Genomic DNA, 16,598 nt, shown 5'->3' with positions numbered 1-16,598 from the left:
CAGATCTTCTTAACTGGAAATCTTAGGTGGAAATATGCACTGTAAAAGAGGTATCTTCTATAGTCACGATATCCTCGTCATATAGCTTACGACCCCTTCTAAGTTCCATCTCACCGTTCACTAAAACTTCTCCACTGCGGATAATTAGCTTCGCTTCACCGCCAGAGCGGACGACGTTGATTATCTTCAGAAATTGGTCGAGCTTGATGAAGTCTGCTGCCATCACCCTATAAGCATTGCATATAACCTGTAATACTATAGCAACCTGCACTTAGCCTATAGCATGTTCAAATGCTACAAACCCTCGTCCTACGAAGCCTAAGTGCATAGCCTCACTTGCCTTGCAAAAAGCAAGAGCGCTGTTAATGTGACCTCGCTTTGGTTCCCAGCTTTTGAAGGGGACTAGCTTAGAGGTTAGGAGAGTCTTAGACCAGAGCGGGCTCTGGTGAGCTAAGGGTTTCAATCATCTGCTGAGCAAGCGTTATCTTACGCTGCTGCTCTGCCTTCGCTTCTTGCCACTGGCCAACCGCTATCGAGACTTCCTCTAACACCTGTTCAAATCCGCCTATATGCCCTTCCATAATCGATAGCATAGACTCGTATAGCATAACCTGGCCCTGCAATTCACCGACTACTTGATATTGGGCTCGACAGGCCAAATCTGCGTCAGCGATCTTCTGTCGCTGCTTATCCGTAGCCTGCTGCTGCTGCTGCCGAGTCTGCTTCAGTGTGTCTAGCTCAGACTGTATCTGGGCAATCTCCGCTTCTAGCTGCTGGATCTGCTCATCTAGCAACGCCCGCAGCTTGTCAATCTCATCTAAAACTGGCTCCAGTTCAGTCCCTGTTCCTTCCTCGTCAGCGGCTAGCCCCTGACGGCGTAGTAGCACGGCTTGATGTTGGCTTAGCACTTCCTGACGCTCTAGTAGATTTCGCCTTTGGCCTACCAGCGTTCGGGCCAGCATCACGTGGCGATCATTCGCTTCTTCGATCTCTGTTTCTAGCTGCAGCCGGTCATAATCATTTACCTCAGTCAGCTTACCTTTAAGCGCATCAATTTCATCTTGCTGAAGCTTCAGCTCTTCTTCTTGATCGTTGACGAACTGAATCATTTTTTCTAAGTCTTTCTCTAACTTAGTCACTAGTGCCTGCAGCTCTTCCTCCGCCATCGCTTCCAAGGATGCAACGTCTACCTTCTTGCTTAGCCTCACTTTGTCAGTAGCACTTAGTAGCTCGTATACCTGCTGATGCAGCTCAGTTTGGTTCTTTAACTGCTCCGTCAAGAGGTGATTGTGCTCTTGTTTGGTAACAAGCAGGGACTGCTGCTGCTGCAAATGAACCTGGGTATTGTGAAGCTTTAATTCAGCTTCTACCAGCGATTGCTTCATCGCCAGCAGGTTCTGGGTTTGAGCGTCTAGCTCCGCTTGTGCCGCCGTCAGCTCAGCCTGTCTTTGTTCGAGGTGCTGTCGTTCCTTATCTAGATCGGCTTGATGTCCAGTCATTAGCTCAAAAGCATTTGTCACCTTACCGGCGACAGTCGAAGCAATTGAATCTGGCTGGCCAAGGTCCGCAAGCGCCGAATTGATTTGAGCAGTCTGCTCATCGCTAAGGCTACCTCCGCGATGATGCTCCGCTTGAAATTCTTCTTTTCGCTCCTCAAACTGCTGAATTTCGCCATTTAGATGTGCCCACGCACCTTTTAACTCGGCGTTCTTACGAGCTAGATCTGCTTGTAGTTGGTCTACTGCAGCCTTCTGTTCCTCTATCTCCTGCTGCTGTGCCCTAACGCTTTCTAAGTCAGCTTCAGCTTGCTCTATCTGTTCTCGCCTGGTCTCTATTTCCATCTCTCGACGGCTCAAGGCCTGGCTCTGATAGGTCAACGACTCCTTCCACTGTTCTATCTCTTCACCTTGAGACTTAAACTTCTTGTTCATTCCAGAGAAGTTCTGCAAGACGCTCACTAGCGGCCGGCCAGCTTCTTGATGACGTTTCACCTGGCGGTTGCTAGTGAGCTCTACCATCACCAGAACTCCGTTGGCATACGGCGCGTCATCGGGTGCAGGAATTAGCTCTTCATTCGGCACACCTGTCCAGTCATGCTCGGATCTTTGGGCAGCAATCAGCTTAAAAGTAGCTTTGCCACCACCCATAAATCCACTCTTCCTTTGTGTCTCGGCTAGATAAAGCACGCTGGTAATTCCCTTTACTTGTGCAGGCTATCGGGCTCCCAGTATGCCCAGCATTCGCTGAGCGAGACACATCTGTACTGACACTCATCAAGCAAAAGGCAAGGTCAAAAGTTTTTGAGGAATCTACCAGCTGCTATCCCATAGTTGATAAATAAAGTTAGCGCTTAGGCCATCAACCGGTACTTTGATGACAACGTAGGGAATGATTGACCAGCAAGCTGCACGGGTGCTGTTAGATATTGTGATGCCCAATCGGATGCATCCGAGAAGCGCGAGCCAAGCAAAAGGTTGAAGGACTTCGTCCTCACACCTAGGCGGAGAAGATCTATGTATACAAGAAACTGACAACATTCGCTATGGTAGAGAATCCTGACTTTCAGGCAACAGAAGGAAATCATCAAGCTTCAAAGCCTCAGAAAGCTGAGACGCGCGAGGGGGAACTTCACCTGCGTTTTTTTGTTGCAGAGGGGAGTGAATTTGCACTGCCGGCTACGGGAATTCGTCGAATCATTCAACATGCCCCTGATTACATCACCCCAGTACCTAATGTTTCGCCTCTTCTACTAGGGACACTCAACCAACAGGGACAAGTCATCTGGGTCGCGGATTTAGGTCAATTCCTAGGCTGTGCCAAGTTGATGAACACAGACTGCGCCGAAATTCCAGTTATTGCTGTAGAAGAGCAGGGAATAGTGCTAGGTCTAGCGGTCGACAAAGTGGTAGGCACAGACTGGCTAGATCCTGAATCGCTTAAGGCAACCACAAACCCATCAGACGGAATGGCACCTTTTTTGAAAGGAGAATGGCTTCTAGGCTCAGGCAGTCCTTTGAAACTACTTGACCATGTTGCTATTTTGCACTCAGCTCGATGGGTGGCTTAGCAGTAGTCCTATCATCCGTGATACCCACAAATTTTGCATCAGGATTTCAGAGTCGGCAAGAGGAAAGGAACAATGACATCGGCTACGGACTACGCACAAACATATCAAGCAGCAGAAATAGCATATATGCAAGGTCGCTTTGAAGAAGCTGCTCAGGCGATTGATGTGTTGGCAGAGGACTATCCAGATGACGTCAGCGTGCTGTTACTCAAGGGCCATATCTATTGCTATGGCCTACAAGAGTACGAAGTAGCTAAGCAACAATACAAAGCTCTCTTGCATATCTCTTCTGATCCAGAATTTGCCGACTATGCTAATAACGGCTTGGCCTATGCTAATCAATCTATCAAACAGAGTGAAGGAAGCTACTCAGAAGAAGATCTCTTCGATGAAGAACAACTAGGAGAGGTAGTGCCCTCTCCCATGCCGGAAGAATTCGACGATGGCCTCCTAGAGCCTATAGCTGAGGTCGATATCCAACCAGAGGATTTCACTTCAAATGATATGGACAGCCAGGCAGATACACTAGCCTGGTCTAAAGAGTATAAAGCCGAAGCTCGTGGCGATGAATTAAGCGAATTCGGCGACTTGACAGACGATTTTGATAGCGACTACGACGGGGACGACTTTGAGAACACAGGGTCGTGGGTAAGCAGTGATGGCAATCCTTTTGAACTTTCTGCTGACCAGCTAGATATGGAAGGTGAGGATCCTTCGTCAGCATTAAAGGATGGGGACAATCCGTTCGATCTAAATGGCGTGGCAGAGAGCAGCGTGGCAGATGATCCGCTAGCGGCGACCTCAGATAGTCCGTTTGGTATGCCCTTTACCGATGAAGTATCTGGCGGGTCTTCTGTAGAGGACGATATGTCTGTATTGAGCGATGACGCTGATGTTGACTTTGACATAGCAGAGTTCGATGAAGCTTTTGGCGATGCCGGAGAAGCTAACGAGCGAGACTCACTATTGGCAGTGGGCCAAAACTCAGGTACTGGTGCTGATGAAACGTCTGAATATGAATCTAATAGTTCTCCAACGCTTGATAGTGATGATTCTTTGGATGAAGAAGACGATGGTTCGTTTGAGGGAGTATCTTTTGAACCTCAGATAGAGGCTCAAGCAGAAGAAAACACCTTCTTGATGGGGGATAAGCGTGATGATTCTTTGGATGAAGAAGACGATGGTTCGTTTGAGGGAGTATCTTTTGAGCCCCAGATAGAAACTCAAGCAGAAGAAAACACCTTCTTGATGGGGGATAAGCGTGATGATTCTTTGGATGAAGAAGACGATGGTTCGTTTGAGGGAGTATCTTTTGAGCCCCAGATAGAAACTCAAGCAGAAGAAAACACCTTCTTGATGGGGGGCGATAAGCGCATAGATAACCGATTGGAGGAAACCGACTCAGACAAAGTAGCCGCTACAGATAAGCAAACGACCCTCGCCTCTGATGGGTTACCAGGGGAACTACCTGAGTTATCTGATAGTTTTGATGACTCTGACAACTTTGAGACTATTCCAGAGTTTGCGCTTGTGGATAGTTCTATGAACTCTACGACTTCGCCTGCAAGGATTGAACCTGAACAGGTTGACGGACTTGAGGACAATTTACCTGACGCGATCGCACCAAACAGTACCGATAGCTCTAATAGTACCGATAGCCCCGATAGTACCGATAGCTCAGATAGGCAAAGTCCAGTTATGCCTAGCTTCGACAACACAACGAGCAGCTCGAAGCTTCAAGAGCAAAGAAAGCCGAGCTTTCTAGGAAATGCTCCAATGAGGACCAAACGGCTGATACTAGCAGGATCAGCAGGACTTTTGTCTATGGTTGCAGTTGGCACCGTTGGGCTACTGATGATCCCTTCAGCAAGTGGAAATCCAACAGGACAAAGAGGTTCTAGCCCTGCCGCACCGCTGGCGGTCAGTGTAGCCGCAGGGCTAGTTAGTTTTGGCAGCGTCTTCGGCTTAGGCTCCCTGATGGATAGACATGCCAAAGAAAGCGTAGAAGCGCTACGAGAAAAATTCACCCAACTCTCAACCGGAGATTTCAGTGCAAGAGCAACCATCTCAACCAAAGATGAGTTTGGGCAGCTTTCTAAAGAATTTAACTACATGGCTGGCGCTATTTCTAAAACAACAGAAGAAGCGCAGCTCAAGGCACAAGAGCAAGAACAAGCCAAAGAAGACTTGCAGCGTCAGGTGATTCGCCTACTAGACGATGTAGAGGGCGCAGCCAGAGGTGATCTAACCGTAAAAGCTGAGGTAACCGCCGATGTGCTAGGAGCGGTAGCCGATTCGTTTAATCTAACAATTGAAAATCTACGTGAGATCGTTAAGCAAGTCAGCGTTGCAGCAAGACAAGTCAGCCAAGGCTCGACAGAAAACGAACAATTTGCCAAATCCCTATCCGCCGATGCTCTTCGGCAGGCTGAAGAGCTAGCTGTTACGCTCAATTCTGTCCAGATAATGACTGATTCTATTCAACGGGTTGCTGAAAGTGCTCGCGAAGCCGAAGAAGTTGCTCGCACTGCCTCTGAAACAGCCCTGCGAGGCGGTGAAGCGGTAGAAAGAACCGTTGCTGGCATCCTAGATATTCGAGAAACTGTGGCGGATACCACTCGTAAAGTCAAACGTTTGGCGGAATCTTCTCAGGAAATCTCTAAGATTGTGGCATTGATCTCACAAATCGCATCTCGAACTAATTTGCTTGCGCTGAATGCCAGTATTGAGGCGGCAAGAGCCGGAGAAGCGGGTCGTGGATTTGCCATTGTCGCTGACGAAGTCAGACAGCTTGCCGATCGTGCTGCCAAAGCATCTAAAGAGATCGAGCAAATTGTGATACAAATTCAAGGTGATACAGGGGGAGTAATGACTGCTATGGAAGAGGGCACGCAGCAAGTGATTGAAGGGACTCGCTTAGCAGAACAAGCAAAACAGTCGCTAGAGGATATTATCCAAGTATCTAACCGGATTGATGTCTTAGTACGCTCGATTACGGCAAATACTGTTGAGCAAACTGAAACCTCAAAAGCGGTTGCTCAGGTGATGCAATCTGTAGAACTGACTGCTCAAGAAACCTCGCACGAATCCCAGCGAGTATCAGGATCAATGCAAAATTTAGTCGGCGTTGCTAGTGACCTATTAGCTTCAGTTGGTAAGTTTAAGCTGGGTACGGCTGAAGATACCTAAGCAGACAAATCAGTGTTAGTTTCGACAAGTTAGTTTCGACAACACCTGTACATACACGTCTGATAAAGACATAGATGGAGAGAACGCGGCTATGCTGCCTGAGCAACAACAGCGCATCATGGGATACTTCATTGAGGAGGCCAAAGACCATCTCAATACCATTGAGCAAGGGTTGCTCAACCTTCAAGCTACTATTGAGGATTCAGAGAAGGCCAATGAGATTTTTAGAGCAGCGCATTCAGTAAAAGGCGGCGCGGCGATGCTCGGATTAGAGAGTATTCAAAAAACGGCCCATCGCCTGGAGGACTACTTCAAGGTTCTAAAAGAGTCGACGCTCCAGGTCGATAGGACATTGGAAACTATGTTCTTGAAGGTTTCGGATGGACTACAAGATCTCGTAGAACAGCTAGAAGGTTCTTCGGGGCTCACTTCTGAAAAAGCCCAATCAATCACGGCTGAGATCGATCCAGTGTTTGTGCAGATAGATGCGCACCTAAACGCCTTGATCGCGGATAATCAGGATAGTGTCTCCCCAACCGACAGCAGTCGTGATAACAGCTCGGCAAATGTAGAAGCGATACAAGTTAGCTTTGGGCAAGATGTCGCAGCGCTACTACGACAGATGCTGAGTTTGTTCAAACAGCCAGATTCGCCAGAAAGTAGGCAAGAGCTTCAGACCGTGTGTAGCCAACTAACTGCGCTCGGAGAGAGGTTTAGGCTGATTGGCTGGTGTGAACTATTAGAAACTGCTAGGCTAGCCACGACTAATCTTGAGAAAGCGTACCGAGTTCTAGCGCCCACTCTGATTAAAGAGATCAAGAATGCTCAAGACCTAGTCCTTGCAGGTCGCGAGTCAGAGATTGTGGCTTCTGATGCGATGCGATCGCTACTTCCTAGAGACGTTCTAGAAACTGAGCAAGCAAGCAGTCTGCCTGAGACTGATCACTCTGGTGCTGATGAATTAGATTCTCTAGACCTTACTGACCAGGAACTGGACTTCGACGAGGTTCCTTCAGAGCTTTCTACGCTTGATCTTCATAGCGAAAGGAAGGAAGAGATAGATGAATCGCTTAGCGCACTATTCGCGACAGAAAACAGCGTTGCACCAGACATCGGCAGCGAAGGGCTAGAAGATTTTGCAGACCTGTTTGAGGATAAGCTAGAAAAACTCGACGATACATCAGAGAGTCATGTTTTGATGCCTGAAAAGGCACAACTAAATCCTGAAAACCTAGATCAACAGGAACAAGATGACATCGCAGATCTATTCACCGAGGTTTCTTTGGGCGAAGCGTCTAGCAGCGATCAAATAGAATATGCTTCCCCTGCGAATGATCTGTTCGATGAAACATTTTACGAGAATTCGAACATATCAGAGTCTGACGATGAAGTCGCTAATTCAGAAAGCCTATCAGAAGCTTTTGATCTACCTGCGTTTGACCAAGAACTACTAACAGCCGAAGAAATAACAGCTGAAGGCATCACTTCAGAAACTTTGTCTTCGGGATTTCTTTCAAATCAACCGACCAGCCCTAGCAAGGAAGAGATTGAATTTCCAACGTTGACAGGAATCAAACTAAATGAGGCGGAAGAGGATGTTGATAGCTTTTTCTCTGAAAGTGATGATTTTGCGCAAGCTGACTTACTCGCAGAACAGAGTAGCCGTTCCGTAGCAGGCGATGATGGCGACGCTAGTGCTAGTACAAATGAGGATTTTGATCGCCTTTTTGCTTCAGTAGACGACGTTGCCGAAGATGCTGTCGAAGAAGATATCGAGGATAGCGCTTTCAGTTTCGATGAGCTATTGCCAGAAGACCTTCTAGAGTTCGAAGAAGCCTTTGGGAAAGAATCTACTGAAACCACGGAAACTGACTCTACTGCAACAGAGATCTTTCAAGCAAATAATCTGCTTGAAGATTCGTTTGAAGCGCTACCTGAAGCAGATCGTTCAAAAGAGGACTCCTCAGACGATTTTTTAGAAGAGGTTTCTTTATCCGAAGAACAGAGTGTGTCTGAGAATTCTTCATCAGATGTTGAGGCGCCTTCAAACGAACCTTCCGTCGCTCCTATCTCACAGACAGATAGTTCTGCTGATGCAATCGAGCCTAATAGTAAAACCGAAGATTTTGAAGGCGGTGATTTTGAAGATTTGGAGCGGCTGCTATCAGACGATGGAGAAGGTAAGCTGCGACAATCGCCAAGCCCTACCCCTAGTCATCACTCAGGGTCTGGAGCAGTCCAAAGAAAGCACAGTACACACGAACAAACGATGCGTGTGCCAGTTGAGCAGTTAGACAACCTGAGTAATTTGGTTGGAGAGCTGGTGGTCAACCGCAACACGCTAGAAAAAGATCAAACTCGGCTGCGGCACTTCCTTGATAATTTGATGTCTCAGGTGCAGCAGATGAATGAGGTGGGCCAGCAGATGCGCGATCTCTATGAGCGATCGCTTCTAGAAAGTTCTTTAGTAGCCAGCCAAAAATCCTATGCTGCGGTGACCAGCAGTACCGCGCCCAAGGCAGAAGGCCATGCCACTGGAGCGACTTTTGACGCGCTGGAGATGGATCGCTTCACCGGCTTCCATACCCTTTCTCAAGAGATGATCGAGCTAATCGTTCGGTTACGAGAGTCGGCTTCTGATGTGGGATACACTGTAGAATCGACTGATCAAGTTACCCGTCAGTTCAGGCACGTTACGACTGAGCTACAAGAGGGATTGAACAAAGCTCGCATGGTGCCTTTCTCTCATGCGTCAGCTCGATTGCCCAGAGCAGTACGAGATATATCGATAAAGTGTGGAAAAGAAGCCACGCTAGTGATAGAAGGCGAAGATACCTTAATCGATAAGATGATCGTAGAGCGCCTCTATGATCCGCTGACGCATCTTGTTAATAATGCCATTACCCATGGGATCGAAACGCCTGAACAAAGAGTGGCAGCAGGGAAGCCCCCTGAAGGGCAAATTACAATCAAGGCATTCTACCAAGGGAATCAAACCTTAATTTGTATCTCAGACGATGGCAGTGGAATCGATCCTGACCTCGTCAAACGTAAAGCAATCGAGAAAAAGCTGATCACTCAAGCTGAAGCCGAGGAGCTTTCCCTAATCGAAGCGTATGGATTAATCTTTCAGCCCGGATTTAGCACAAGGGATTATGCGGATGATTTTGCTGGCCGAGGGGTGGGCATGGACGTTGTGCAGACCGCTCTAGCAGAGCTTCATGGCGTGGTTACGATTGATTCAAAGCTAGGTAGCGGTACGAAGTTCACCATTCGACTGCCATTGACACTGAGTATTTCTAAGGCGCTGTGCTGTATCAGCGCTCAGGCGCGGATTGCCTTTCCGATGGATGGGGTTGAGGATATGCTCGACATCGGGCCTTATCGCTTGGTTAAAAACGAAGAAGAGCAAGACTGTATCCGCTGGCGTGAGAGTTTGCTACCCGTTCGCCCAGTCGCTGATTTATTGAGATTCAATCGAAAGATAGGCCGCAGCCAAGTATACGGCAGCAGGCTAGACGACGAGATGCTGTCGATTGTGGTGCTCAGAAGCGCCGATACCTTTGTGGCTGTTCAAGTAGATCAGGTATTGGGCGAAGAAGAGATCGTGTTTAAGCAGTTAGAAGGGCCGGTGCCTAAACCGATTGGCATCTCGGGTGCCACAATACTAGGCGATGGCCGGGTGATGCCGATTGCAGATGTTTTAGAACTAGTTGATATTGCAACCGGACGGTTACGTCGTGAGCCAGTTTCGCTGCGGTGGTCAGAATCAGACGAGACCACTGAAGAGACAAAGCACGTTCCTACGGTGCTGATTGTCGATGATTCGATTACCGTACGCGAGTTGCTCTCAATGACCTTTAGCAAAGTCGGCTATCGGGTCGAGCAAGCGCGTGATGGCAAAGAAGCTTGGACAAAGTTGCAATCTGGACTCCCTTACGACTTGGTATTTTGCGATATAGAAATGCCGCGAATGGATGGATTGACGCTACTTTCACGCATGCAAAAAGAGCAGACTCTCAAGCAAATTCCGGTGGCAATGCTGACCTCGCGCGGCGCCGATCGTCACCGTCAGCTAGCACTAGCGCTAGGTGCGAGTGGCTACTTTACCAAGCCGTATCTAGAAGAAGCGCTCTTAGAAGCCGCGCAAGAGATGCTCGCGGGCGAAGTTCAAACAAAAGGGCAAGGTAGCTAAACACTTCTACGCTAGGATCAAAGGGATATTCATCCGCTTAGGTTCAGCCCTTAGAATCGCTATGGTTGTCGCTACAAATGCCTTTTCTGCTAAGAGTACTTCTGCTAAGCGAGATTGGCGACCGGTGGTGCAGGCTTTTGAGAAGCTGCTAGATGCTAATCGGGTGATGCGGCGCAAGGAAGAGCTGCTGGTGTATGAGTGCGATGGGCTATCTAGCTACCGTCAGCGGCCAGCGGTGGTGACGCTGCCAAAGACAACTGAAGAAGTCGCAGCGCTCGTGCGGCTGTGTCATGAGCAAGAGATTCCTTTTGTGACCAGAGGGGCAGGGACCGGGCTTTCAGGTGGGGCGCTGCCGATTGAAGAATGCGTGCTGATTGTGACGACCTGCATGCAGCAGATACTCGATATTGACTACGACAATCAAAGAGTGGTTGTACAGCCAGGTGTAATTAACAACTGGATTACTCAGGCGGTCAGTGGGGCAGGATTTTACTATGCGCCCGACCCATCTAGTCAGCTTGCCTGCTCGATTGGGGGCAATGTCGCCGAGAACTCCGGCGGCGTCCACTGTCTGAAGTATGGGGTGACTACAAACCACGTTTTGGGACTGAAGCTGGTATTGCCAAATGGCGACATTGTAGATACCGGTGGAGCGGTTTCTGAGATGCCTGGGTTTGATCTGACGGGTGTGGTCGTGGGCTCGGAAGGAACGCTGGGAATTGTGACTGAGGTGACGCTACGGATTTTGAAGTCGGCTGAGTCTGTGCAGGTGCTTTTAGCCGACTTTACCAGCGTTGAGGCGGCAGGAGGGGCAGTATCAGACATCATTCAAGCCGGGATTATCCCAGCGGGGATGGAAATGATGGATAACTTTAGCCTTAATGCGGTAGAAGATACGGTGGCGACGAACTGCTATCCCAGAGATGCGATCGCCATCCTGCTAATAGAAATAGACGGCATGCCCGCCGAGGTCGCAGCCACTGCCGAGCAGATAGATCGGTTTTGTCGTAAAAACGGCGCTCGGCAGATTATCCAGGCAACTGATCCAGATGAAAGAGCCCGTCTATGGAAAGGGAGAAAAGCGGCCTTTGCGGCGATGGGCCAGCTTAGCCCTGACTATTATGTGCAAGATGGGGTGATTCCCCGCACAAAGCTGCCAGAAGTGTTGCGTGAGATTGGAGAGCTAGGGGAAAAGCATGGCTATCGGGTAGCGAACGTGTTTCATGCCGGTGATGGCAACTTGCACCCGTTGATTTTGTATAACAACAGTGTGCCGGGTGAGCTAGAAGAAGTAGAAGAGCTAGGTGGCGATATCTTAAAGCTGTGTGTGCGAGTGGGAGGGAGTATTTCGGGTGAACACGGCGTGGGGGCAGACAAGCGCTGCTATATGCCAGATATGTTTAGCGAGACGGACCTAGAGACGATGCAGTGGGTGAGAGGGGCGCTGAATACGAAGGGATTAGCAAATCCAACAAAAATATTTCCAACACCGAAGACCTGCGGAGAATCAGCGCATGCTAGCAAGGGACAGTTTGCTGATTTGGAGAACTTTTAGCATGGCATTCAACACTGAGCTTTCAGATTGAATTCTCAGAGCCAAGCAACCTAGAGAAGTTTTTACAACAAGTTATTTTGATGTGTGAGTGGGAAAGATAGTGCTGTTGTAGCTCTGTGGGAGGATCGCTTGTAAAAATTCTTTTAGGTACCGGTAAATTACGGATTAATTTTTGTTGGAAGTATTCACGCTTGTGTATATCAGCTGACTGTTCAAGTTTTCTTGAGGGGCAGATTAAGTTGGGAGCGGAAAGCAAGTCACCGATTGTACGGGTTGACTAAAAATCCAACTGCACAGAGAGTTTCAATCGTCTTTGAGATTCCTTATGCATGCAGATGGACAAGCTTGCCCTTTAATCATACGCAACTTACTTCAACCATCACGGAGACAATCATGACAACTAACTTAAAAGCAAAACTGCTTCAGCACTTTGCAAGCAAAAAGGCCAACGGCGGTTTCACTCTCATCGAACTTTTAGTTGTAATCATCATTATCGGTATCTTGTCGGCGATCGCTCTGCCTTCTTTCTTGAACCAAGGAAACAGAGCCCGCCAGTCTGAAGCTCAAACCTATGTTGGTTCTATGAATCGCGCTCAGCAAACCTTCTACCTAGAGAACGGAGAGTTCACAGGTACAATGGACGACCTAGGATTGGGCATTCCAGAGGAAACAGAAAATTACTCATATAGTGCTGACGCAGCTACAGCAACTTCAGCAGCTGATCAGAGAGTAACCAACATAGCGGAAGCCAGAGAATTAGCCCTTAGAGGGTACGCTGGAGGCGTTGGGTTAGAGGAGGTCGGAGATAACTTCACATCCTTATCTATTGTCTGTGAAGCGGATGCTGCTGGAACAGATACGCCTCCGGTCGCAGTTTACAGTGGTGCTGGAAATCTGGTATGCGGTACCGGCATGACACAAATCGGCGGCTAATAGGACGATAGCTAGGCATTCAGATACAGCGAAGCTCGTTCATCCCTTCAATTCGGCGACGTCCAGCAATTAATTAAACAGATGTTTCTCTTCACAGAAAAACATCTGTTTCAAGTAGATTAGTCGGTGAGAGTATTTGTCATATTCTCACCGATTTTCTTCCATCAATAGGTTTTCAGAAAACAGATAAGCACATAAAAATGCGTCTACAAAAAAGAAGAAAGCATTTAAAGAGTCTATTGATCCTTACCGCCTCTTTTTGCTGCGTGCTGATCGCAATGCTTCAGACTAGCGAAATTCGACAGTCAAAGTCTACCGGGCTTCAAAGCGACCCTCGGATAAACGCAGTCGGTCTGAAAAAGCGCCTAATTGTACTGCGAAATTCTCCTACTTTTGGATTTAGAAACTTGTTAGCAGGCGGCACTTTTCTAAACTTTCTTCAATACTTTAGTGATACCTTGACATACCCTGACGATAGTAAGAGCCTAAGTCCTGACTTTTTTGATACCATTCTCACGTTCGAGCCATTCTATACCCCCTACTATCTCTTCCTATCAACTAGTACAACCTTCCACGCGGCCCGACCTGAGAAGACAATCGAACTGATGAAAAGAGGTTTGGAGCAGATAGAGCCGACTACGGTAGCCGACGGCTTCTATATCTGGCGCTATAAGGGGATCGATGAGCTATTGTTTCTAGGCGATGGCAAAGCCGCTCAGCACTCCTTTGAAACCGCCGCTGACTGGGCGGCGCAGTCTGACTATGCGGACAGTGATGTGATCGAAAAAGCGTCTAGACAGACTGCTGAATTTCTTGCGCAGAACCCAGAAAGTGAAATCGCCCAGATGAAAGCATGGAGTAGCCTTTTGGCAAGCGCCTTGAACCAGACAACTCGGCAGCAGGCGATCGATCAGATCGAAAAACTAGGTGGAAAAGTAACTATCACTGAGAATGGACAGTTCAAAGTTGAATTCCCTACTGATAAGTCACGCTAATCAACACTTGAAAGAGCATAAGCCAGCTCATTTGTGTGGATGACGCTGTAAAAGCAGAGCGTGCTAAATCCCCATGGGACAACACAGCCTGCTTCGACAAGCTTTTTAGGAAAGTGATCGTCTTTCTGTGTTCAATCTATCAATCTCTCTATCTAGTTGAGGGAAAGTTCTTGGTGGTTCTTGATAGAGCTCTAAAGGATCTAGAAAAAAGCTGGTTTGAAGAGCACCTGGATATAGGGACTGCTTGATTTGGTTAGCGTACAGATTTCGATAAGCAAACCCGACCATATGACGTTCTTGAGGAGGCACTACCCGCTGGACAGAATTCATCCACGAGCGAATATCTCTGTGTTTGTTGATGTTTTGAATAACCTGGTCTTTTTCTTGTTGGGTTCCTTCAAAATCTTTTAGATAGTTTGACAGGTACTGGTCCGGTAGTAACCAAGCTTGTATCAACTGTAGGCTAGAATCGTCAGGCGCTTGGTCGACATACGTTTGTATAGTGTTAGCGGCTATCTCAGGATTACTATCTATTTCTATGAGAATCTGAACTATCGGACTCAAAGAGGTGACATCGACTCCTTCTATTAGCCTCTGGTACCACCAGCTAAGCAGGGCTAGCTGCTCGTTCAACCAGCTGAAGTGGTCTGAGAGAGGATTGGTCTGGGCTAAAATCCGACGGTAGCTATGGATAGTTTGATCCAAAACAGAGGGTAGCAGCTCTGAGAACGGTTCGCTCATCCATATATTTGTGGTCAAAAATTTTGGATTAGATAAGGCTTCTAATGAGAACGCTGAAGTAGCTTGGTTAGTTTTTCCTTGGTCTAGGTAAGACAGACCTAGCGTGTAGTAAGTGTAGTTGCGGCTACGTGGGATTAGTGATACGGCCCGCTCTGCATAGCTTTCTGCTGCTTCCGCTCTGCCATTTTGGATCAATAATGTCGCTATATTTTGGTTAAACCAGGGGTCATTGGGCGCTGATCTGATTGCTGATTCTAAATACTCAATCGCCGATGCTGTCAGTATGTCTTTGTCTTTTTGGTTAGCAGCACCTTTTCTAAGCTTAACCAATCGCTCTGCTGCTAGCACAGCATAGGTGGGATCCCAACCCACCACATCAGAGGCTCTAGACCATTTGGCATCGGCTGAAACGACATTTCCATTCTTAACATCGTTTGCAGCCGCTAGGCTTAGATATAGACCCGTATCAAATCTTGCCCAAGCTTGGACGTTGATGCCAATGAAAACAAAGACTGATAGGCTGATGATACGACGTGATCGGCGCGATAACTCAATGCTTAGATCCGGTTTCTGAATGTACGCATCTCCAAGTCTGACCAGCAGTGCGGTGAGGATGAGCAGCGAGCTGCTAATTCCTATATTCTCTAGCTGATAGTCTGTCAGACTAGAAAAGCCATATCCTACAAAGCTAGCAGCGATACCATAGAGTAGGTATCGATCTGTAGAGTCGGTTACTTTTGAATAGATTCTGCCAGTCATTCTGATCAGCCAGACTAACCAGCCAATATAAACCCCAAAGCCAAGTGCGCCTAACTCAGCCAAAATCTGAGCTGGCGTATTGTGCAGCTGTTGAATTAGGGCCATTCCACCACCAGCTTCTATAGGACGGTACAGGCTATAGACCCGAGATAAGTTGCCTGGACCAACACCTACGATGGGATGTTCTAAGAAGATGTTTCTAGCCGCCTGCAGCATAAACAGGCGATCGGCAGTTGGGCCGTCTGCTACAACAACGGATGCTGTCTCATCGACTTCTGGTGAAGTTGAAAATTCGAACAGCTCACTCATACGCGGATTGCTGAAAGCAAGTGCTAGGGCTGTCAAAAGTATCAAAACACCGCCAACCAGATAACTTTTTTGGACTTTTCTGCGATGCTGCCAGAGTTGAAAGGGCATTCCTAGTAAAAGCAACATAAGCGCGCCTACCATGGCCCCTCTAGAGCCACTGACGTATAAGCCGACGCCGATGACGCCGCTAAAAAGAATACATACCCACCTTTTCCATCCTTTCTGCGTCACGCAAAGACTAAGCGAGATTGGGAAAATTAGCAGGTTGTAGCCACCGACAAAATTGTGATGTCCTAAGGGCGAAGAGTTACGCAAAGCGCTGTGAAAGTTATCTGAGAGCCACATATCAGGATTGGGCTGCCATAGCCATAGGCCGACGACAGTGGTGACCGTTCCAGATACTACAGTTGAGAACCATAGAAAGGTTCTAGATAGTCCGCTTCGAAGTAGATGAACTAAGAGATATAGAGCGACAATGTAATTACCAAAAAGTAGAAAGTTCCAAACCGCTACTGCTGTAAAATCAGCATTTGCAACGGAAAAAAGAGTGACAGCTAGCATGGCAGCTACTATCCAATCCAATCCGTATCCAAGGGCGAAAAAAGGTGTCGAAAACTTTCGAAGACTCCCTATGGTACATAGACTCAATAAGAGAAAAGCAACTTGCCATATCAAAATGCAGGGCCAGCCAACCATCGCAGAATAGCTATTCGGAATCCAGCTAAAGCTGAGCAGAAGAAACAGGCCGAAGTAGCCTAGCCAATGGCTGCGTAGAGTGAGCCAGGATCGTGCTGGCGTAGCAGCGAGAGATAAAGCACCATTCGTAATTTCCATATCTCCTATTGGGATAAACTG

At 47.8% G+C, this 16,598-nt stretch carries 9 protein-coding genes; 6 read left to right on the top strand and 3 right to left on the bottom strand.

The features are described 5' to 3' along the window. Nucleotides 1–22: 22 nt before the first annotated feature. Nucleotides 23–223, bottom strand: coding sequence for an RNA-binding S4 domain-containing protein (locus S7335_RS06875; RefSeq protein WP_006457422.1), 201 nt, complete (start codon nucleotides 221–223; stop codon nucleotides 23–25). A 202-nt stretch (nucleotides 224–425) separates the two neighbouring features. Next, a complete protein-coding gene (gene hmpF / locus S7335_RS06870; RefSeq protein ID WP_038015821.1) occupies nucleotides 426–2,186 on the bottom strand; it encodes a pilus motility taxis protein HmpF in 1,761 nt (586 codons plus the stop codon). A gap of 356 nt (nucleotides 2,187–2,542) precedes the next feature. Between hmpF and S7335_RS06865 the strand changes: the two genes are divergently transcribed. The 6 genes from S7335_RS06865 (at nucleotide 2,543) to S7335_RS06840 (ending at nucleotide 13,934) form a co-directional block, all read left to right on the top strand. Then, nucleotides 2,543–3,067: a CheW domain-containing protein gene (locus S7335_RS06865; protein ID WP_006455120.1), complete on the top strand. Its 525-nt coding sequence runs from the start codon at nucleotides 2,543–2,545 to the stop codon at nucleotides 3,065–3,067. Between the two features lie 72 nt (nucleotides 3,068–3,139). Beyond that, nucleotides 3,140–6,256 (top strand): methyl-accepting chemotaxis protein, encoded by a 3,117-nt coding sequence (locus tag S7335_RS06860; protein WP_006457085.1) that lies wholly within the window; start codon nucleotides 3,140–3,142, stop codon nucleotides 6,254–6,256. A 91-nt stretch (nucleotides 6,257–6,347) separates the two neighbouring features. Then, on the top strand, nucleotides 6,348–10,451 hold the full coding sequence (locus S7335_RS06855; RefSeq protein ID WP_006454544.1) for a response regulator: 4,104 nt from the start codon (nucleotides 6,348–6,350) through the stop codon (nucleotides 10,449–10,451). Between the two features lie 61 nt (nucleotides 10,452–10,512). Beyond that, nucleotides 10,513–12,006: an FAD-linked oxidase C-terminal domain-containing protein gene (locus tag S7335_RS06850; RefSeq protein ID WP_006454897.1), complete on the top strand. Its 1,494-nt coding sequence runs from the start codon at nucleotides 10,513–10,515 to the stop codon at nucleotides 12,004–12,006. Between the two features lie 393 nt (nucleotides 12,007–12,399). Beyond that, entirely contained in the window at nucleotides 12,400–12,939 is a 540-nt protein-coding gene (locus S7335_RS06845; protein WP_006457297.1) for a type IV pilin-like G/H family protein, read from the top strand. A gap of 278 nt (nucleotides 12,940–13,217) precedes the next feature. Then, the gene (locus S7335_RS06840) at nucleotides 13,218–13,934 is read left to right on the top strand and encodes a hypothetical protein (RefSeq protein ID WP_157620112.1); all 717 of its coding nucleotides are present in this window, start codon (nucleotides 13,218–13,220) and stop codon (nucleotides 13,932–13,934) included. Nucleotides 13,935–14,039: 105 nt separating this feature from the next. Here S7335_RS06840 and S7335_RS06835 read toward each other — a convergent pair whose 3' ends face one another. Further along, a complete protein-coding gene (locus S7335_RS06835; protein WP_006455585.1) occupies nucleotides 14,040–16,577 on the bottom strand; it encodes an O-antigen ligase family protein in 2,538 nt (845 codons plus the stop codon). Nucleotides 16,578–16,598 lie beyond the last annotated feature (21 nt).

Origin of the sequence: Synechococcus sp. PCC 7335 (assembly GCF_000155595.1) — a bacterium.
In the GTDB taxonomy this organism is placed as follows: Bacteria; Cyanobacteriota; Cyanobacteriia; order Phormidesmidales; family Phormidesmidaceae; genus Phormidesmis.
The sequence above is the reverse complement of the archived record's forward strand: the minus strand, read 5'-3'. Positions and strand labels throughout refer to the sequence as shown.